Source organism: Nocardia sp. JCM 34519.1, assembly GCF_020361265.1.
GTDB classification, from domain to species: Bacteria; Actinomycetota; Actinomycetes; order Mycobacteriales; family Mycobacteriaceae; genus Nocardia; species Nocardia arthritidis_A.
Window position 1 is genome coordinate 1 of the sequence record NZ_JAIRBR010000010.1, and the last position, 18,678, is coordinate 18,678.

Below are 18,678 nucleotides of genomic sequence, written 5' to 3' on the forward strand. Positions count from 1 at the left end.
TGTGGTTGAGCATCCGGGCCTCTTCCTGGGCCAGGACAACGACACGCCTCGCGCGGTCGGTGAACCTCTCGAACATCTGGCACTCCCTCGCATATCCCGAGTGGATTGCTATACTAAACAATAGTAACATTCGGCCGAGCTGAAGCAAGACGCCGCCACACCGCCGAACGTCGTTGCCACACGCGAACTTCCGCGAGATTGCCCTCTTCCGGCCGATTCGCGCCGCCACGCCGGGGCCGGGTGTCATCATTTTCCCGCTGTCCCCGGTCACCCGCATCGCGTCGAGAGGATCTAGCCATGCCCCTGCCCACCGAACCGATCGGAAGCATCCCTCGACCGGCCGCCCTGCTCGACGCCATCCAGAGCCACACCGCCGGGCGCATCGACGACGCCACGCTCGCCGACCACTACGAGACAGCGGTGAAAGACACCATCGCGCAACTGGAATCGCTCGGATCGCCGATCGTCACCGACGGTGAACAAAGCAAACCGAGCTTCGTGACCTATCCCCTGCACGGCCTGCCGAACCTGGATCCCGATGGCGCGATCATCCCGTTCGCGGACGGCCACACGCGTCAGTTGCCCAGGCTCACCGCCGGACCGTTCCGGTACGCGACCACCATCGACCAATATCTGCGCACCGCACGGAAATTCGCGACGGTACCGATCAAACAACCGGTCATCGCGCCGTCCGCGCTCAGCCTGATCTACCCATCGGACGGCATCGACGGATATCCCCGGGAACAATTCCTCGCGGATCTCCTCGACAGCGCCGAAGCCGATATCCGCGCCGCACTCGACGGCGGCGCCCACTCCGTGCAACTCGACTTCACCGAAGGCCGGCTCTCACTCGCGCTCGATCCGTCCGGCGCACTGCTCGATTCGTTCATCGCACTGAACAACCGCGTGCTCGATCGGTTCACCGCCGAGGAGCGCGGTCGCATCGGAATCCACACCTGCCCCGGCGGTGATCAGGATTCGACGCACAGCCTCGGCGTCGACTACACGCAATTGCTGCCGCGCCTGTTCAGCCTGCACGCGGGGCGGTTCTATGTGCAGCTCGCCAGTGAAGCCGAACCCGATCGCATACTCGCGGTCATCGCCGAACATCTGCCGCCGGAGGCCGCGATCTTCATCGGCGTCATCGATCCGATCGATCCGGCCGTCGAAACCCCCGAGCAGGTTCGCGACCGGGTGCTGGCGGCCGCTCGGCGGCTGCCCGTCGAACGGCTCGGCACCTGCGACGACTGCGGCTTCGCGCCGTTCGGAGACGATGTCTCGACATCACGCGATACGGCCTTCGCCAAAATTCGCGCTCGTATCCAGGGAACTGCCGCGGCATCCGAGACGCTCGGAGTGTGATCGCCGTGGCATATATCGATCTCGGCGTCGACGAGGAACGGAATCCCGGCATAACCGGGCTGCTCACTTACCGCCCGGATACCGGACGGCTGCTGGCCGGCTTGGCCGAAGCGCTGCTGCGCGAACACAATACGCTCGGCGCCGGAGAACGCGAGCTGATCGCGGCATACGTTTCGGCGCGCAACAATTGCACCTTCTGCACCGATTCGCATGCCGCGTTCGCGTCGGCGCAGCTCGACGGCGGTCGGTCGTTGACGGACTCGGTATTGCGGAACCCCGCCACCGCACCGATTTCGGAAAAACTGCGCGCGCTGCTCGCCATCGCCGCAGCGGTACAACAATCCGGACGTGCGGTGACAGCCGACATGATCGCGTCCGCCCGCGAAACGGGTGCGACCGATCGCGAAATTCACGACACCGTCCTCATCGCGGCGGCGTTCTGTATGTACAACCGATACGTCGATGGGCTCGGTACGACCACACCTGCCGAGCCCGCGGCGTATGCGGGCCGGGCCGAGTCCATAATCGGCCACGGTTACCTGCCTGCGGCCGCCCGCGCAGATGCGGAACATTGAGTCGGGCGATCAACCCGAACAGTGGGCCTATTCGTCAATTCCCGCTGGACTCAACGCTTGTGGGCGGCTCGTACTCATGACGAGCACGAGCCGTTCGCATGCCGTTCTGTCCGTGGTCAGTTCGGGAACCGGACGGTACGAAGAAAGGTCGGCAGCAGCCATGGGCGCGGACCTCCCACGATCACCTTGCCGGTGATAGCCGCGCGCGGCCGGCTGATCCGGCCGAACATCATCAGGTTCAACGCGACCGGCTCGAAACGCACGCGAACGTCTGCCGAGCCGTTCCGCACGCCGACGGATACCCGGCTTCTATCCAGCACCAATGTCACCGGTGCCGTGTACCGGGAACGGAATTCGACCGCGACGCACCGATCGTTCGGCGGGCCGGATTTGTCCAGCAACCGCCCGACACCATGTCGCGCCAGCCCTACTACGAACAGATCCATGAACTGCCCGGAGTACTCCTGCGGCATCACCCACCGACATCCGGTGGCTCGCGCGATATCGCGCCCGTGAATCTGCAGTTCATTCGTCAGATGAGCGAATAGCCCGGCGACCGGAACATTCGATCCGCCGAGCCAGCGTATCGGCAGATCGGGATCGACGTCGGCCGTGGCACGCACCACGTCATCGATATGTCCGAGCAACCGGTCGGCGAGCACCCCGACGTCACGTTCCGGAAACCGTTCCATCGTGTGCTCGTTGAGCACGGCGACCGTATCCACATTGGTGATCCGAATCCGATCCTCGAGCACATTCCACGGATAGGGAAACTCGCCTGTCCGCACCAGCGCGGTATCCCACAGCGCGATCGCGGTGACATGGGCGACCACATCCGCCACCGTCCAATCCTTGGTGGCCATCGCATCCGGCGCGACCGAGCGCACCAATTCGGCGAAACGATCCCCGCTGTTTCGAAGAGCTTCCCGCGCCGCCCCCCACTGCCCGGTGGTAATGGCCTCGACCATAACTCCAAGCTAACAATCGCTTCCGCGACAACGCTTCTTCCTGCTTGCGCAATTCATCGTCGCCGCGATGCCGCTGCTCGCGGATCCGACACCGGCACAACACGATTCGACTCGACCCGGGCCTGGACGCCGCATCTCGTCCGAGAGGTCCACACTAGCAACAGTTCCCGGCCCGCGGCCAGGCCCCGCAACTGCGGGCACTTCTGCGGCTATCACGGGATCTATTCTGGTGCAATGGATTTGGGAGACAAAGTCCAATTTCACGAGCTCCGCGTATTTCTGGCGGTCGCGGAGCTACTACATTTCGGGAGGGCGGCACAGCGGCTCGGCATCTCGCAATCGCGGGTCAGTCAGATCATTCGGGAGCTCGAGCACGCCATCGGCGGACCGCTGTTCACCCGGACGAGCCGCCGGGTCGGTCTCACCGCCCTCGGTGAGCGGCTCCGCACCAGCGTCGAGGGCCCGCTGGCTGAACTGCGGCGCGGATTGGGTACCACCGCGGCGGCGGCCGGCGGCCTGCGCGGGCGGGTCCGGATCGGCTTCGCGACACCACTCGCGGCCGGACCGTTGATGCCGGAGATCGCCCGCCGATTCGGCGAGCAGTATCCCGGTTGCGCCATCGAATACATCGATCTCGGCTTCGATCGGGATCTGCTGTCCTGCCTGCGCGGAAACGAGATCGATCTATTGGCCTCCAGGCTGCCGGTGAACCGTGAGGATCTGACGGTCGAACCCGTATTGACCTGTGAGAGAAGGGTTCTCGCGGTTTCCAGGGACCATCCGCTGGCCGCCTACGCGGCGGTGAGTTGGGACGACGTCGCGGACTATCCGGTGCACAATCTGCCGTTCCTGCCCGAGGAGGCCGCCAGGGACCTGGTTCCGGAGTACGCGTCTACCGGTCGCCCGATCCGGCGCGGCCCCGACGCACGGACCTTCAACGAAATCCTGTTACAGGTCGCGCACGGCGATGTCGTGCAGCCGACGGTGGCGTCGTACGGCGACTATCACCGCCATCCGGGGGTGGTCGCCGTGCCGCTGAAGGATCCGACGCCGAGCCGTAGCGGATTGGTCTGGCCCACTTCCGCCATCGCGCCTGCGGCCCGCGCATTCGTGGAATGCGCCTGCGAGATCGTCGCCGAACGGCCCCGGCATCGAATCGATTAGTACGGCTGATCGCAGCGTGCAGTTTCGGATACTTGATCGGCGAACCCGTCGCCACGCAGAATTGCGAGGGCATCGCATTTCCGATCGGCTGTTCTCACCAGGGGGGAGCCAGGATAGTGGGTGGAATGATACAGCAGGATCCGGACTGTTTCGACATCTGCGTTATCGGCGGCGGGGCGAGCGGCGCCGTTTCGGCGGCAGAATTGGTACGGACCGGATTGCGCGTGCTGCTTTTGGAAGAAGGCGACCTGAAACGGGCGCGCCGCATGGGGGATGTCGAACCGGAATGGCCACGCGCCTATATCGTGCAAGACGGTATCCGAAACGAACTCGGGCGGCCGTGGAGTGCGCGGGGCATGGGTGGCGGCACCGCCTTTTACGCGGGCATATCCTTTCGGTACCGGCACGTCGATTTCGATGCAGGCGACCATGTCGCCGCCGATGCGCTCAATCCGAAATGGCCGATTTCATATGACGATCTACTACCCTACTACGATGAAATCGAGCGGCGGATCGGAATCGCACGCGACGACACCGATCCGCTCGCTCCGCCCGGCCCCGCCGCATTGATGCCCGCCCATCCGCCGAGCCTGCCGGGCAGCCTATTGGCCGACGCGGGGCGCACCATCGGCCTGCGCCCCTTCCCTACCCCGTTGGCGATAAATTCCATTCCCTACGGCGGCAGGCCGCAGTGCGCCCGGCTCACCCCGTGCAACGAATACGCCTGTCCGACCGGCGCACGAGCCGATGCCGCCGCACTCTTTCTCGAACCGTTGCGCACCGCGGAGAATCTGGTGATCGCCGCGAGCAGCCGGGCCCTGCGCCTCGAACTGAGCGGGCCCGATCGCGTGGGATGGGTCGAATGGCTGGACCCGGCGACGAAGTCTCGCCGCCGGACCCGGGTCGGCCTGGTGATACTCGCCGCGAACGCCGTCCAATCATCGGCGCTGTTGCTCCGGTCCGCGCAGCGTTGGGCGCCGGCCGGGCTCGGCAATCGGCACGATATGGTCGGGCGCGGGTTATCGTTCAAGGTCAGCGGGTCGGTCGAGGGCAGGCTGCCCGTCCCGCGGAACAGAATCAACACCCCGACCGGACCGCATTCCACCGTCGCATTCTCGGACCACTACCTCGACCCGGACTGTCCATCGGGCCTCGGCGGCATGATGTACGAGGCCAGCCCGGAACAACGCGGGCCGAGCAACGGCCGAATAGTCGTCAGAATGCATTTCGTGGCCGGCGACCAACCCATGCGCGCCAACCGGGTCCGGTTGGCCCGGGAACTCGACGAATTCGGCGTGCCCAGGATCGCGATCGACTACGTCACCCACCCGACCGATGCCGAACGGCTACATTATCTGGAAAAGCGCGCGACCGAAATAATGGTCGCCGCCGGGGCATCCGACACAACGTATCTGGAATCCGAATACGAGCGCGGCAGCCGCCATTTGCAGGGCGGGTGCCGGGCGGGAGACGATCCCGCCGATTCGGTGGTCGATGCCGCCGGACGAATACACGACCTCGCGAACGTCTATGTCGTCGACGGTGGATATTTCCCGTTCGCCGGTGGCGTGAATCCGACGATGACGATCCAGGCTAATTCGCTACGCATTATCCGACAACTGACGGCCGGAAATTTCTAGCCACAATTCACCGAGGTGTACCCATGAGTCACGCGATGTTGGAACGCGCCCGCAAGGTGACCGCGTCACAGAATTGGGAGGTGCATCCTCGTTTCCCGTTCATAATGGACCGCGCGGCCGGGGTGCATATGTGGGATCACGATGGGAATCGATATGTCGATTTCACCTCGTGCAGCGGCGCGGCTCCGCTCGGGGCGGGTTTCCGGGAGGTGTTGGACCGGACCGTCGAGGAAATGTATCGCACCGGCGGAATCGTGGCGGGTCCGCTGTCCACCCTGCGGGTCGAGTTGGCCGAAAGGCTTTGCGCGCTATTTCCCGGCGCGGAGCGTGTCCTGTTCTTCCGCACCGGCTCATGCGCGACAACCGCCGCGGTGCGCCTGGCCCGAATACACACCGGGAAACGGCACGTGCTGACCAGCGGCTTCCACGGTTGGCACGACTGGCACCTGCAATACCGGCCGCATCTGGCCCTGCCGGACCGGGATCCGGACACCACCGATTTCGGTTACGACCTGGCCCGGCTCGCCGAACTCGGCGCGGCGCGGGAGCCCGCCGCCGTCATCGTCACGCCGGAGGTGAATTTCTTTCCGGAAAGCTACTTGCGCGAACTGGCGAAAACGACCCGATCCTTCGGCGCATTGCTGATCGTCGACGAGGTGATGACGGGTTTCCGTTACGCGCCGGGCGGTTACGCGGCCGCCGCCGGGGTGCGGCCCGATCTCATCACGATCAGCAAGGGATTGGCGAACGGCATGGCGCTATCCGCCGTGCTCGGTAGCGATGCGGTCATGTCGGCGCAGGAAAAGACCTACGTCGGCAATACATTCCAGCGTGAGCTGACCCCGTTCGCGGCGGCGTTGGCCACCCTCGACGTCTACCGGCGCGAGCCCCCGCTGGAGCGGATGGACCATATCGGCAAGCTGCTGATGGATGGGCTCAACGACCTGTTCGAGCGCAATGATATTCCCGCTTGGGCGTTCGCGAGATCGACCATGTTCGACCTCGTCTTCGCGGATATCGACAACGGCCACGACTTCTGCACGGAAATGTGGCGGCGCGGCTTTCTCATGCAGTACGGTGGCCGCTTCATGCCCTCGGCCGCCACCGCGGAGGACGATATCGAGCAGGCGTTGCACGCGGCCCGACTGACCATCGAATCGACCTGCGAGCGCGGGCAACGCCCGCCGACGCCGCCCGTCGCGGCCCTGATTCCATTCGCGGGCGAAAACTTCGCCGCGACAAGCGATTCGGTCGAGCGCTGGTCCAGCGATGCCGATCAATAGTTCAGGAGTAGCTGTGCGACAACCACTTTCGACTGCCACACACCCGGATCGCGGTGTCACACTGTGGCTTACCGGTCTGCCGAGCGCGGGAAAGACGACGCTGGCCGGCGCGGTGGCGAGTCGGCTTCGCGCGGCGGGCACGCGCTGCGAGGTCCTCGACGGTGACGTCGTCCGGCAACACCTGGCCCAGGATCTCGGGTACAGCCGCGCCGACCGCGACTCGAATGTGCGCCGGGTCGGCTGGGTGGCCCGCCTGCTGGCCACGCACGGCGTGGTGGCGATCGCCTCGATCATTTCGCCGTATCGCGCGGCCCGCGACGAGGTGCGCGCATACCACCGGGCGGGGGGTATCGGATTCATCGAAGTCCATGTCGCCACACCGCTTTCGGTGTGCGTCCAGCGCGATGTGAAAGGGCTCTACGCGCGTGCCGAGGCCGGCGAGATCACGGGGCTCACCGGTATCGACGACCCGTACGAAGAGCCGGAATCCCCCGATATCCGGCTCGATACCAGCGTCCAGACCGTCGAGCAGAGCCTGACCGAAATTCTCGAAGCGCTCCGCGGCGAGCTGCCACAGCCATCCGGTTCCACGTCCGTCTGACCCGCGAAGGAAGTAATGTCATGGGAGTCCAGCTCGATTCCGATCCGATTCTCCTGGGAGGCGAAAACCGTTCCGGCACGACATTATTCAGTGTCGTACTGGACTCCCACCCGGATCTCACCGTCGGCCCGGAACTCGATTTCGTCGAACCGATGAACCTCGGTTCCCATATCATCGAGGCCTGCGATCTGCTGGTGGCCGCAGATCCTCGGGTGCTCGGCCCCGGAACCGACACCGCCGATCCCTTCTGGTATCACGGTGCGCACTTCGTCAAACAATGCGAGCGCTTCGGCGTCGGACCGGAGGTGCTGCGGACATTGGTCAAGGAGGTCTCGGTGGCCTGTGGTTCCGATTTGGAGACGCTGGCGGACCGGTGCCGGCTCATCGAGGCGATCGGCGAGTACCGCCGGGCCGGGGACCGAACCGCGCGGTGGGGAATCAAATTGCAGCGCAAGATATCCCGGGTGGACGAATTCGGGAGCATCTGGCCCCGCGCGCATTTCGTGCATATCGTGCGCGACGGCCGGGATGTCGCTGCCTCCCACCTGAAGACGGTCACCTGGGGTTATCGCGAACTCACCGCTGCCGCACGCGGCTGGCTGGAGGTCGTCGAGCGGCCGCACACGGTCGCGCCGGCGGATCGCTATCTCGAGATCCGCTACGAGGATCTGGTGGCGGATCCGAAGCGCACGCTCACGCGGGTATTCGACTTCGTCGGCCTACCGTGGCGCGACGAAGTGCTGAACCATTCCGCGCTGAACCACACCCTGTTCGACAAGGCGTGGGGGCATCCGGCGGCCGAGGCCGCGGCGAAACCGCTGTACCGCCAGCGGGTGAGTCGGTATCGCAATGACCTGACCGCCAGCGAGATTCGTGAGTTCGAGGCAATCGCCGGACATCAGCTCACCCGCTTGGGCTACGGCATCGGCGGTGAGGCGTGATCGTACGGCACCTTCGAGCCGCGCCGCCGCGTTGAGCGGGGCCGGTGGACCTCGGTCGTCGACGGCGGAGCTGGGCGCGCCGCCGTTGCGGCGCAATCGGTCCTTCGTGCTGCTCTGGTCGGGTCAGAGCATTTCGCTGATCGGCTCCCAGGTGACAGTTCTCGCGCTGCCGCTCGTCGCCGCGCTGACGCTGGGTGCGAACGCGTGGCAGATGGGCGTCCTGACCGCATGCGGCCGGGCTCCGTATCTGGTGCTCGGGCTGCCGGCCGGGGTCTGGGTGGATCGGCTGCCGCGCCGAAAAGTGTTCATCGCCTGTGCTTTCGGTCAGGCCGCCACCTTGGCGTCGATTCCCGTGGCGGCCGGGCTCGGTCTGCTCTCGCTGGCGCTGCTGTCCGTGGTCGCGTTCACGGCGGGCGCGTTCGCGGTGTTCGCGGATATCGCCACGCTCTCGCTCGTGCCGATGGTGGTGCCGCGCACCCAATTGACCACGGGCCAGGGTGCTTTGGAAACAAGCCAATCCGCGGCGCAGATAGCGGGTCCGGCGCTCGCGGGCTGGTTGGTGCAGGCGCTCACCGCACCGCTGGCCATCCTGGCCGACGCGGCGAGCTTCCTGATCTCCGCGCTGGCGGTGGCGAATATCCGGACCCAGGAAGTCCGGCGCGATCCGGATGCGGTGCCGCAGCGAATGATTCGGCAGATCATCGCGGGCGCTCGCGCCGTATTCGGGCATCGGGTGCTGCGCAATGTCACGCTGTGCACCACCACCCATATCGTCTGCTTCAACGCCTACACAGCGGTTTTCGTGCTGTATCTGGTGCGGGACCTGCACCTGAGCCCCGCCGTCGTCGGAGCCGCGCTGTCCGCCGGCGCGGTCGGCGGCCTCATCGGATCGGTTGCCGCCGTTCATGTCGGCGCCCGGCTCGGCCTGGGGCGGACGATGGCCACGGCGATCGTCGCGACCGGCCTGGCCTCGGCTACCGCGGCCGCCGCCGGACGACTGCCCGTCTCCGCGATCGCCGTGGTCGCGACCGCCCAGCTGCTGATGTGGTTCGCACTACAGATCTACAACGTGCTGCAGGTGCCCATCCGCTACGCGGTAACCCCTGAGGCCATGCACGGCCGGGTCAACGCGACCATCCGCACCACCGTCTGGGGAATCGCTCCGCTGGGCGCCCTCATCGGCGGAACCGCAGGCAACCTCATCGGCCTGCGCACCACCTTGGTGGCAAGCGGTATCGGCGCCGCCCTCGCCGCGCTCTGGCTCATCGCCACCCGCACCACCGCGATCCGCGACCTGGACGCCGCGGCGCAACCCACGTCCTGACCGCGGCATCAGATCGGCAGTGCGTATCACATCCCTGTGATACGGCTGTGCTCGAACAGCGTCTGCTCGCCCAAGTTCCGGAGTTGGATACCGTGGTCCTACGACCATTGGCTCGAGTACGCCGCCGCAGGTTACGGGGAGCACGTTCGGGGAGTCTCACCGATCCTGTTCCCTGGGGACCTCGAGCGGTTTCGATTGCGTAGTACCGCAACGGATTCCGACAGCATGCTCATGGAGATGAGATCGTCGTGCCGGTCGTTGTCCAGTCGCGCCGCCTGCACGCCCTGCGGCCCGAGTCCGACCGTATGTTGCTCGACGAAGGTGAAGGTACGGTCGCCGTTGTTGCGGAAGACCATCGCGGTGGACGGCAGGTATGGCAGTGCGGCGACATCCATCCGGCCGCGGCCGGTGAAATCGCCGACCGCGACCGCGCAGAGACCGATCGGGCCGACGGTCGGCTGGGGCGGACCGAAATTGCCCTGGCCGTCGCCGTACATCACCGCGAAGCCGAACGCCGCGACATTCGCCGAGATCACATCGAGGTTGCCGTCACCGTCGATGTCGGCGACCTTCAGGTCCTCGTCGGGCAGCGGCAGCAGGTTCCATCACGGCGGCAGAAAGCCGCCGTGCCGGTCGTTGAGCAGCACCCAGAAGCCGGTACCGAGTCGGAAAAGGTTGTCACCCACACAGCCGCGGCGCTGACTCCCGTTCGACTGAATCGTGTGACGATTTCGGGCCACCTGAACTCGGGCCGAACCGCTCTCCCAGTCGGGACGGCCCGTATCTGTCATCCAGGCGATAGCGTTGCCCCACTGTGGTTTTCGCGCCTAAACCGGAACCGAGACGCGACCTCGGTTGGCAACTCTTCGGCCAGCATGCCGACGGTCTCGCTGCTGACCCCCCGGAATGTCGTGCCCTCATCGGCCAGCCGCCGACGGGCATGCCGACCAGGATCGACCGCTCGGCTCCGTAGCGGATCTTCTCGACGCCGAGTACGGCCCCGAACACCTCGTAGACCGGACGGAGGTCACCGGCCACGTCCACCCGCACGATCGGCAGTCGCATGGGCAGCACATCCTGCTGGATGGTCCAGATGGCCGCGACATCGCGTTCGAGTGCGAGGCGGCGGATCTCCTCGGGCACACAGCGATCGTGGCGGATCAGCCACACCTCATCGCCGTGGTCCTGCATCTCGTGCTCGGCGACGGTGAACGAGAGGTCGGCGTAGCGCAGCGCGGTCTCGGCGGCCTCGCGCATGGTGGGACAGCTCACCACCGCGAAGAACAGCCTAGCTGATCTTCGCAAATTCCGGTGTGCCGCAATATGTCCGGCGTAGTAAGGCCGCGCCCGGTCGCGTACTCCACCAGTTGAACCGCGCCGGTGATGGATCGCAGCTGGGTCGATCGCTGTGCCGCGTTGCCAGCACTAACCCTATGAATAGTCGCAGACCAGACCGGTGCGATCGGCCGTTACCCGACAGTAGATTGCTGGATGTCACACCTCGATCCCGAACCACGGCACGTCGCCCGGAGACCCGGCAAGTCGGGGAGACTGCATTTCATGTCGAACAAACATAATCTCGTCTACTTCGAAAGTCCGTCCATGCGTGGGCTATATGCCGATATGGAGCAGTGGCAGCAGTCCAATGATCAACGCCTGCTGTCGATCAGCGTTCAGCAGGATGGCGGCAACTACTGTTGCATCGCCCTCACCAATCCGGCCGAGGTCGTGATCACCAGCGTCGACGGACATCATCACGCCAGCGTCAGCCGGTTCGGACTGTTGGCCGTCGACACTCAATCGTGAGTGCGCGGGTCGATCCGTAGTCGTCGACCCGAACGCAACCATGAGAACCGCTGTGCCATAGACCATCCCGTGGGCGGGGCGTCCGCTCCCACCGAGCGCGCACCCCATGGCACGGATTACCCGTCCGCTGCCGGAAGCGGTTCCACCCCAAGCCGATATCGCGACGCCCAGCCCCTCGCGACCGCACCGGATGCCGTGGAGGTCCGCGGCATCTGGATGTCAAGCAATTTCAGGCGGGCTTAACGGCACGGCGAATTCACAGCATTCCCACCGGGATTCGCGTACTCTCTACACGAGTTCGATCGCGTATCGGTCATTTGTTTGCAACTATCGGATAACAGGCAGCTCAGCGGTGCTCGGTGCGCTGGCGAGGTCTTACATGTCTATCGAGGTCATTCCGGATGCGCACAGGGGTGCAGGCGCATAGCGATGCGCGGTGCCGGGCAATCCGCCACCAGTACAGCGGGCCCCAGCTATGCCGAGCGGGTGCGGCATGAGCGGCAGGCCGGTTGACAGCAATGCCACGGGATCGGGCCCGACCACGTGCGCGCGACGCGACGGTCTCCCCTCCACCGGCCCGATCACCAACTGGCACAACGCATTTCGAAGGTTCGGCGGGCGTACCGGCATGCTCAGCGGCCCGCCGTTGATCGAGATCAGAGAGCCGGGCCGCGCGGCTCGCAGCCTGATGCTCACCGGTCCGGTGGTATTCGGCAGCGGCCGCAATGGCGAACCCCTTGCCGACGCAACGGTTTCGCCGCGGCATCTGCGACTGGTGCCGAGTCCCACCGCGCTGTCGGTGGTCGATCTCGGCAGCCGCGACGGCACCACGGTGAACGACGCCCCGCTCACCGGACGGATGGCGCTGACGTCGGGTGACCGGATCCGGCTCGGTCACACGGATATCGTCGTGCTGTACGCCCCGGCGGCGGATCCGCAGGGACGCGAGGACACTCAACCCCAAAAGCCGGTCGCTACAAGCACATCCCCGTCCGCCGATCCCCCGCCATCCCGGCCGATCTCGATCGCCAACCGGATACTCGGCATCGATCCGACCGGCGCCCGCGATCTGTTCCCGGCGTCCACCGAACTGCCGAGCCGACTGCCCGCATCGCTGTGGCCGCTGGTACGAATCGTGAGCATCGCCGCGTACATCGAGGTGGTCGTCGCGATGTTCTTCGCGCCCGCCGAGGGCTTGTTCATCTTCTTCGGCGTGGTGGTGCCGCTGCTGCCGGGACTGTTCCTGATCGCGCCGGGCGGATGGCGCAACAGCTGCCCGCTGGCCGCGATGAATCAGATCCCACGGGCCCTGCGCTTCACGCGCGGACACAATCCGCCCCGATGGCTTTCCGCCCGAAGCTATTTGGTCGCGATGACACTGTTCTTCGGTATCGCAGGCGCGCGGTTGGCCGGCCTGGACCGCAACGGCGCGGCCTCGGGTATCGTGCTGCTGCTGATCGGTGTTTCCGCGTTCACGGGCGGTGTGCTGTTCAAGGGAAAGAGCGGCTGGTGTAGCAGTATCTGCCCGCTGTTCCCGCTGCAGCGCGTCTATGGTCAGACACCATTCGTGACGGTGCCCAACGCGCATTGCAAACCGTGTGTCGGCTGCGCCAAGAACTGTTTCGACCTCAAACCGCGCGCCGCCTACCAGGCGGATCTGGCCGACCCCGATGTGGCGTGGAGTGCGCCGCGCAAGCTGTTCGCGGCCGCGCTACCCGGCTTCGTGCTCGGCTTCTTCACCCTCACCGGGCACCTCGAAACCAGTGTGGCACACCGATATTCGGTGCTTGCGCTGTTCATGCTCGTCGCCGTCGGACTGTTCTTCGCCCTCGACGCGATGACATCGCTGAGCACGGTGATGGTCAGCGCCTGCTATGCCGCGGTGGCGCTCAATATCTTCTACTGGTTCGCCGGAGTGACTCTGGCACGGTCGTTCTCGATGATCACCGGCCTGAACGCGCCGTGGCTACGCTGGCCGATCAGCGCCGTGATCCTGCTCGCGACAATCCTCTGGATAGCCAGAACCCGGGTGGTGGAACTGCAATTCGCGTTGAGCACGGGCGTCCGCACCGAGCCGGTGCTGCTCCCATTCCCGAAGCGGCGGTCCGAGGATGCCGCAAACCCGAGCGAGCCAACGGTTTCGGTGACCTTCGAACCGAGCGGCGCCGAGGTCGCGGGCGATACCGGAATGAGCCTGCTCGATATCGCCGAGCGCGGCGAACAGCCGATCGAGGCCGGCTGCCGGATGGGCGTGTGCGGCGCCGATCCGGTCGCGGTGCTCGACGGTATGGCGTGTCTGTCACCACCCGGACAAGATGAGCGGAATACTCTGCGGCGGCTGGGATTCGGCAACGATGTCCGGATGGCCTGTTGCGCCCGGATCGGCAGCGGGAAGGTGAAGGTCGCGCTGGCGCCGCAGCCGCGGCGCGGAAATGCCGCCAGGCCACGGCGATTCGACCGGTCCATCGTCAGCGTCGCGGTGATCGGCAACGGTATCGCCGGGATGACCGCCGCCGACTTCCTCCGGCGCGGCCACCCGGACTGCGAAATCCACCTCGTCGGCCGGGAATCGCACGCCTTCTACAATCGGATGGGCATCTCGCGGCTGATGTACGGACGCTCGGCCATGCAGGGCCTGTATCTGTTGCCCGAGCAGTGGTGCGACGACCACCAGGTCACCGCGTGGCTGAATACCCTTGCCACCAGCATCGATACGTCCGCCCGCCGGGTCTTCCTCGGCACCGGCGACGCACTGCCCTACGACCGGCTGATCCTGGCCATGGGCGCGAGCAGCGCACTGCCGCCGATCGAAGGTCTCTCGCGGCCGGGCTGTTTCACGCTCCGCGAGGCGGGCGATGCGCTGTGGATCCGCTCCTATGTGCAGCAATTCCATTGCGACCGTGCGGTTGTCGCGGGCGGCGGACCGCTCGGGCTGGAGGCCGCCTACGCCTTGCATGAGCTCGGCTTGCAGGTCACCGTGCTGGAGCGCGGGGATCGACTGCTGCGCAAACAGCTCGACGCGCGCTGCTCGCAGCTGGTGCGGGAACATTTCGCCAGGATCGGGATCCAGGTGCTGCGCCACGCCGAAACCATCGCCGTCACCGGCGATCCCGCGGTGCGCGGCGTCATTCTGCGGGACGATCGCCGACTCGACTGCGATATCTTCCTGACCGCCACCGGAATTCGGCCCAATATCGAGCTGGCCCGGGCCGCCGGTGTGCCCGTCGGGCGCGGTGTGCTGGTCGACGACCGGATGCGCACCGGCATCCGCGACGTGTACGCGGCGGGCGACGTCGCCGAACATCGCGGCCAGGTGCTCGGGCTGTGGCCGATCGCGGCGGAACAGGCGCAGATCGCCGCCGAGAACGCGCTCGGCGGCAACCGGTCGCACACCGAATCGATGCCCGCGATGCTGCTGAAAGGCGTCGGGCTGGAATTGTTCGCCACCGGACGGGTGGAACCGGAAACCGGCGACGAGCTGATCGTCCTCGACCAGCCGGAGTCCTACCGCCGGCTGATCCTGTCCGAAGGGCGGGTCGTCGGCGCCACCGTACTCGGCCACCATCCCGGCGATCTGGCCGCAGCACAGCAGGCCATCGCCCACCGGACCCCGATCCCGGCCACCGCGCTCTCGGCGTTGCGCGCCGGCGACTGGTCCGCGCTCGGATAAGCGCGGTGCTACTGCGGTACTACCATGGTGGCATGAAGATCTCCGTCAGCCTTCCCGACGACCGAGTGACCGAACTGATCAAGGCACAACCCAACGTGAGCGAATTCCTGTACCGCGCCGCGCGGCGGATGCTGGTCGCCGAGGAACTGGCCGCGCTCGCCCCGGACGCCGAGGCGAAGGCGTTCGCCGAAGCGGCCGAAGCCTCGGCGTCGACGGCGTGGGCCGCCGATGAGTGAACCCGCGGTCCAAGGCGAAATTTGGACACTGCGCGGAATAAAGGATCGCGTGCATACCGTCGTGGTTCTCGATTCGGTACCGCAGGTGGTGCGCGGTGGTCTGATCGCGGTCGCGATGGTGATCCCGGCGCGTGAAGCGCCCAACCCTCGTGCGTTGCTGACGGTCCCGATCACCGGCACCCAGGACGCCGTTGCGGTGTTCCGCCTCGGCACATTCAGCGCCGCACTGTTCATCGAGAAGGTGGGGATGCTCGATCCGGCGACGCTGGACAACGTCCGGATGGCGCTGCGGGCGCGGTTCGACCTGTAAGGCCACGAGCCTTCATCGATAGCCGGGTCGGGGTGATCGCTGGACTCTCGGTGCCAGACCCTATCGTTTTGATCTGTCGGTGTCGGGTGGATGGAGGGGGTCGGGGCCATGGGTAAGAATCGACGGCATCGAGCCGCCGCGCAGCGGGCGCGGGCGGGCGGCGGATTCACGCATTCGGCGCTCACCGAGGCGGCGACGGCCGAGCAGATCGAATACGCGATTCTCGCGGGCGCCATGGAGTCCGCACGCGGAAATCCGCGCGCCGCACAACATTTCGCGACGGAACTGGCCGGACGCGGACCGCTCACACCGGAACTGGAGCGGGGTGTGGATCTGGCCGCCCGGCACCTGATCATCGAGACATACCAGAACGGGTGGCTGCCCGGGGATATCCATCAGGCGGCCCTGCGGCGGGTCGACGAGTTCGCGGTGGGCTATCTGCTCGACACCGTCGCCGCTCATATCGAGCAGTTCGCTCCCGAAACAGTTGACGCGACGTGGGTTTCGCAGCTCACGGAGATGGGGGCCGCGCGCTGGTGGTCGCCCGAAGCTCCACATCTGGGTCAATGGGCGGGTAAGCAGCTGCTGATCCCGGTCGAAGCGCTGACCACGGTAATCGAAGCGCTGGCCCTACTTTTCCGGTTCCCGAAGCTGGCGCTCATCCGGCCTTTGCCCGGTACGGCGCGGCCATCTGCCGGACGGCATCGCACCGTCGACGAGAAGGTACTGGGCCGGGTTCGGGGTTTGCTCGCGAAGGCGGAGTCCACCGACTTCCCGGACGAGGCCGAGAGCCTGTCGGCGAAGGCTCAGGAACTCATGACGAAATACGCGATCGACCGCGCGCTGATCGATGCCGAGACCAGCGCGCCCGATCTGCCGGGCGCGCGCAGGCTTTGGTTGCAGACCCCGTATGTCGACGCCAAGGCCCTGCTCGTCGACGCGGTCGCCGGGGCCAACCGTTGTCGCGCGATCTTCTCCGCCGAATGGGGCTTCGTCACCATCGTCGGCGATGAAGCCGATCTCGATGTCGTCGAGCTGTTGACGACATCGTTGCTCGTCCAGGCGACCAGAGCGATGATCGCCAACGGCAGTGACGCCGGACGCGACAGCCATTCCCGCAGCCGGTCATTCCGCAAGTCCTTCCTCATCGCCTACGCCACCCGCATCGGCGAGCGACTGAGCAGGATCAACGACGACACGATCGCGAAATCCGCAGAACCCGAACGCTTGTTGCCGGTCCTGGCGTCCCACCAACTGAAGGTGGACGACGCCTTCGACGCCCTGTTCCCCACGGTCACTGCGGCGCGCGTTTCGGCGGGCAGCGCCGCGGGCTGGGCGGCCGGGCGCGAAGCCGCCGACCGTGCCCAGCTGGTGGCCCGGCGCCCGGTCGAAAAGCAACGCGGGTAGTCTTCGATCGGAATCGACAGAGGAGCCCGCCATGTCCTATATCGTCGACTTCGATACCGTTTCGACCGTCGGTCTGGAATCCTCGCCGGTCGCGGCTGCGCTCGCCGGTCTGCGGGCGAATGAGGCCCGATATTTCAAGAACAAATACGATCACGTCTTCACGGTGGAACCGGCGAGCGAGGCCGAGACGACCATTGATTGGGTGAACCACATCCTCGAGAAAGAACGCGGCATCGTCATCTCCGCGCGCCCGCTCGAGGCCACGAGCTTCCAGGTCGAGAACATCCGGATCGCCTACGTCTTCTACGAAAGCGGCCTCTCGATCAACGTGATGTACACCCTCGACGATGCCAAGAAACGCGCGGTCGGATTCAAACTCTCCGACGGTATGGAAATCCCCGCCGAACTCTCGTCGTTCAAGTTCGCCAGGCAGAAGTCGAAGCTGGCCGGAACCATTCGCGGGTCCTACTTCGTCATCAAGAACGAGTACTGACCGCAGTGTCGGCAGGCTCGAGCCGGCGTAACGTTTATGCAGGTACGACAGTTGGTACCGGCGGCGGGCGAGTGAAGGGCGGCCACGGTGACACTCGACCGGAAACAGATCACCAGGTTCATCCACGATGGGTTCATCCGTCTCGAAGCGGTCTTCTCTCGTGCGATCGCTCGCCAGTGCGTGGATACGATCTGGCCCGACACCGGCTGCGATCCGAACAATCCGGCGACCTGGACGAAGCCGCTGGTGCGATTACCCGGATACGACACCGAACCATTCCGCATCGCCGCCCAAATGCCCGTTCTGGAACGGGCTTTCGACCAATTGGTCGGCCACGGCCGATGGGTGCGCAGGTCCGGGTTCGGCGCCATTCCGGTTCGCTTTCCGCATCCCGATCCGCCGCACGATGATTACTGGCACTTCGAGGGCAGCTATCTACCTCAGGGCTGGACGGGTCATTCGTTCACCAATTACCGTTCCCGGGCCCGGGCATTGTTCATGCTCGTATTGTTCACCGACGTCACCGACCTCGACGCACCCACCCGGATTCGCGTCGGCTCCCACCTGGCCGTACCCAGCCGCCTATACCGCTACGGCGATACGGGTATCGATGCCACCCGAATCGACGAGACCGGAATTCTGGACGCCACCAACGATTTACCGGTCGTGCACGCCACCGGCCACGCGGGCGATATCTACCTGTGCCATCCATTCCTGATCCACGCCGCCCAAGCGCATCGCGGCAGCACGCCGCGCTTCATCGCCACACCGACGCTGGAACCGGCGGTGCCGCTGGATATCGACCGCGCCCACACACCCGTCGAAGCCGCCATCAGACTCGGGCTCGACTCGCGGAGCCCCGTTGGGAGTCCAGATGTATTGCGCCCATAGGCATCTC

The 18,678-nt window shown here is 65.7% G+C and carries 19 protein-coding genes; 15 read left to right on the forward strand and 4 right to left on the reverse strand.

What is annotated here, in order from left to right; all coding sequences use genetic code 11:
• Positions 1 to 277 (reverse strand): hypothetical protein (locus LGY53_RS23710; protein ID WP_225728904.1); only part of this gene is annotated, 277 nt, incomplete at its 3' end.
• A gap of 20 nt (positions 278 to 297) precedes the next feature.
• On the opposite strand from LGY53_RS23710, the gene LGY53_RS23715 reads away from it, so the two are divergent.
• Positions 298 to 1,362, forward strand: a complete 1,065-nt coding sequence (locus LGY53_RS23715) for a cobalamin-independent methionine synthase II family protein (protein WP_225728905.1) — start codon at positions 298 to 300, stop codon at positions 1,360 to 1,362.
• Positions 1,359 to 1,937, forward strand: coding sequence for a carboxymuconolactone decarboxylase family protein (locus LGY53_RS23720; protein WP_225728906.1), 579 nt, complete (start codon positions 1,359 to 1,361; stop codon positions 1,935 to 1,937). Before LGY53_RS23715 ends, LGY53_RS23720 begins: the two co-directional genes overlap by 4 nt.
• Positions 1,938 to 2,053: 116 nt before the next feature.
• Here LGY53_RS23720 and LGY53_RS23725 read toward each other — a convergent pair whose 3' ends face one another.
• On the reverse strand, positions 2,054 to 2,905 hold the full coding sequence (locus LGY53_RS23725; RefSeq protein WP_225728907.1) for a maleylpyruvate isomerase family mycothiol-dependent enzyme: 852 nt from the start codon (positions 2,903 to 2,905) through the stop codon (positions 2,054 to 2,056).
• A 234-nt stretch (positions 2,906 to 3,139) separates the two neighbouring features.
• Here LGY53_RS23725 and LGY53_RS23730 point away from each other — a divergent pair, with 234 nt between their 5' ends.
• From LGY53_RS23730 to LGY53_RS23755, 6 genes are read left to right on the forward strand one after another with little or no spacing between them, the layout of a single operon-like run.
• Entirely contained in the window at positions 3,140 to 4,069 is a 930-nt protein-coding gene (locus LGY53_RS23730) for a LysR family transcriptional regulator (RefSeq protein WP_225728908.1), read from the forward strand.
• A complete protein-coding gene (locus LGY53_RS23735; RefSeq protein ID WP_225728909.1) occupies positions 4,021 to 5,709 on the forward strand; it encodes a GMC oxidoreductase in 1,689 nt (562 codons plus the stop codon). The genes LGY53_RS23730 and LGY53_RS23735 overlap by 49 nt, the downstream gene beginning before the upstream one ends.
• 23 nt (positions 5,710 to 5,732) lie before the next feature.
• Positions 5,733 to 6,992, forward strand: a complete 1,260-nt coding sequence (locus LGY53_RS23740) for an aminotransferase class III-fold pyridoxal phosphate-dependent enzyme (RefSeq protein WP_225728910.1) — start codon at positions 5,733 to 5,735, stop codon at positions 6,990 to 6,992.
• Positions 6,993 to 7,005: 13 nt separating this feature from the next.
• Positions 7,006 to 7,593, forward strand: coding sequence for an adenylyl-sulfate kinase (cysC, locus tag LGY53_RS23745; RefSeq protein WP_225728911.1), 588 nt, complete (start codon positions 7,006 to 7,008; stop codon positions 7,591 to 7,593).
• Positions 7,594 to 7,613: 20 nt separating this feature from the next.
• The gene (locus tag LGY53_RS23750) at positions 7,614 to 8,534 is read left to right on the forward strand and encodes a sulfotransferase (protein WP_225728912.1); all 921 of its coding nucleotides are present in this window, start codon (positions 7,614 to 7,616) and stop codon (positions 8,532 to 8,534) included.
• A complete protein-coding gene (locus tag LGY53_RS23755) occupies positions 8,524 to 9,858 on the forward strand; it encodes an MFS transporter (RefSeq protein ID WP_225728913.1) in 1,335 nt (444 codons plus the stop codon). Before LGY53_RS23750 ends, LGY53_RS23755 begins: the two co-directional genes overlap by 11 nt.
• A gap of 131 nt (positions 9,859 to 9,989) precedes the next feature.
• Here LGY53_RS23755 and LGY53_RS23760 read toward each other — a convergent pair whose 3' ends face one another.
• Both LGY53_RS23760 and LGY53_RS23765 read right to left on the reverse strand, forming a co-directional pair.
• The gene (locus LGY53_RS23760) at positions 9,990 to 10,457 is read right to left on the reverse strand and encodes a VCBS repeat-containing protein (RefSeq protein ID WP_308102989.1); all 468 of its coding nucleotides are present in this window, start codon (positions 10,455 to 10,457) and stop codon (positions 9,990 to 9,992) included.
• A gap of 79 nt (positions 10,458 to 10,536) precedes the next feature.
• Entirely contained in the window at positions 10,537 to 11,262 is a 726-nt protein-coding gene (locus LGY53_RS23765; RefSeq protein WP_308102990.1) for an AraC family transcriptional regulator ligand-binding domain-containing protein, read from the reverse strand.
• A gap of 156 nt (positions 11,263 to 11,418) precedes the next feature.
• On the opposite strand from LGY53_RS23765, the gene LGY53_RS23770 reads away from it, so the two are divergent.
• The 7 genes from LGY53_RS23770 (at position 11,419) to LGY53_RS23800 (ending at position 18,671) form a co-directional block, all read left to right on the forward strand.
• On the forward strand, positions 11,419 to 11,664 hold the full coding sequence (locus LGY53_RS23770; protein WP_225728914.1) for a hypothetical protein: 246 nt from the start codon (positions 11,419 to 11,421) through the stop codon (positions 11,662 to 11,664).
• Positions 11,665 to 12,310: 646 nt separating this feature from the next.
• The gene (locus tag LGY53_RS23775) at positions 12,311 to 15,334 is read left to right on the forward strand and encodes an FAD-dependent oxidoreductase (RefSeq protein WP_225728915.1); all 3,024 of its coding nucleotides are present in this window, start codon (positions 12,311 to 12,313) and stop codon (positions 15,332 to 15,334) included.
• A gap of 32 nt (positions 15,335 to 15,366) precedes the next feature.
• A complete protein-coding gene (locus tag LGY53_RS23780; RefSeq protein ID WP_225728916.1) occupies positions 15,367 to 15,570 on the forward strand; it encodes a hypothetical protein in 204 nt (67 codons plus the stop codon).
• 49 nt (positions 15,571 to 15,619) lie between these two features.
• The gene (locus LGY53_RS23785; RefSeq protein ID WP_225728917.1) at positions 15,620 to 15,880 is read left to right on the forward strand and encodes a hypothetical protein; all 261 of its coding nucleotides are present in this window, start codon (positions 15,620 to 15,622) and stop codon (positions 15,878 to 15,880) included.
• Between the two features lie 108 nt (positions 15,881 to 15,988).
• Entirely contained in the window at positions 15,989 to 17,287 is a 1,299-nt protein-coding gene (locus LGY53_RS23790) for a DUF2786 domain-containing protein (RefSeq protein WP_225728918.1), read from the forward strand.
• A gap of 31 nt (positions 17,288 to 17,318) precedes the next feature.
• The gene (locus LGY53_RS23795) at positions 17,319 to 17,780 is read left to right on the forward strand and encodes a phage tail protein (protein ID WP_225728919.1); all 462 of its coding nucleotides are present in this window, start codon (positions 17,319 to 17,321) and stop codon (positions 17,778 to 17,780) included.
• 87 nt (positions 17,781 to 17,867) lie between these two features.
• The gene (locus LGY53_RS23800) at positions 17,868 to 18,671 is read left to right on the forward strand and encodes a phytanoyl-CoA dioxygenase family protein (protein ID WP_225728920.1); all 804 of its coding nucleotides are present in this window, start codon (positions 17,868 to 17,870) and stop codon (positions 18,669 to 18,671) included.
• Positions 18,672 to 18,678 lie beyond the last annotated feature (7 nt).

Excerpts from the sequence above, each read along its gene's own strand:
- LGY53_RS23795 (WP_225728919.1), top strand. The coding sequence starts at position 17,319 with ATGTCCTATATCGTCGACTTCGATACCGTTTCGACCGTCGGTCTGGAA.
- LGY53_RS23750 (WP_225728912.1), top strand. The coding sequence starts at position 7,614 with ATGGGAGTCCAGCTCGATTCCGATCCGATTCTCCTGGGAGGCGAAAAC.
- LGY53_RS23780 (WP_225728916.1), top strand. The coding sequence starts at position 15,367 with ATGAAGATCTCCGTCAGCCTTCCCGACGACCGAGTGACCGAACTGATC.
- LGY53_RS23770 (WP_225728914.1), top strand. The coding sequence starts at position 11,419 with ATGTCGAACAAACATAATCTCGTCTACTTCGAAAGTCCGTCCATGCGT.
- LGY53_RS23735 (WP_225728909.1), top strand. The coding sequence starts at position 4,021 with ATGCGCCTGCGAGATCGTCGCCGAACGGCCCCGGCATCGAATCGATTA.
- LGY53_RS23730 (WP_225728908.1), top strand. The coding sequence starts at position 3,140 with ATGGATTTGGGAGACAAAGTCCAATTTCACGAGCTCCGCGTATTTCTG.
- LGY53_RS23715 (WP_225728905.1), top strand. The coding sequence starts at position 298 with ATGCCCCTGCCCACCGAACCGATCGGAAGCATCCCTCGACCGGCCGCC.
- LGY53_RS23740 (WP_225728910.1), top strand. The coding sequence starts at position 5,733 with ATGAGTCACGCGATGTTGGAACGCGCCCGCAAGGTGACCGCGTCACAG.
- LGY53_RS23790 (WP_225728918.1), top strand. The coding sequence starts at position 15,989 with ATGGGTAAGAATCGACGGCATCGAGCCGCCGCGCAGCGGGCGCGGGCG.
- LGY53_RS23725 (WP_225728907.1), bottom strand. The coding sequence starts at position 2,905 with ATGGTCGAGGCCATTACCACCGGGCAGTGGGGGGCGGCGCGGGAAGCT.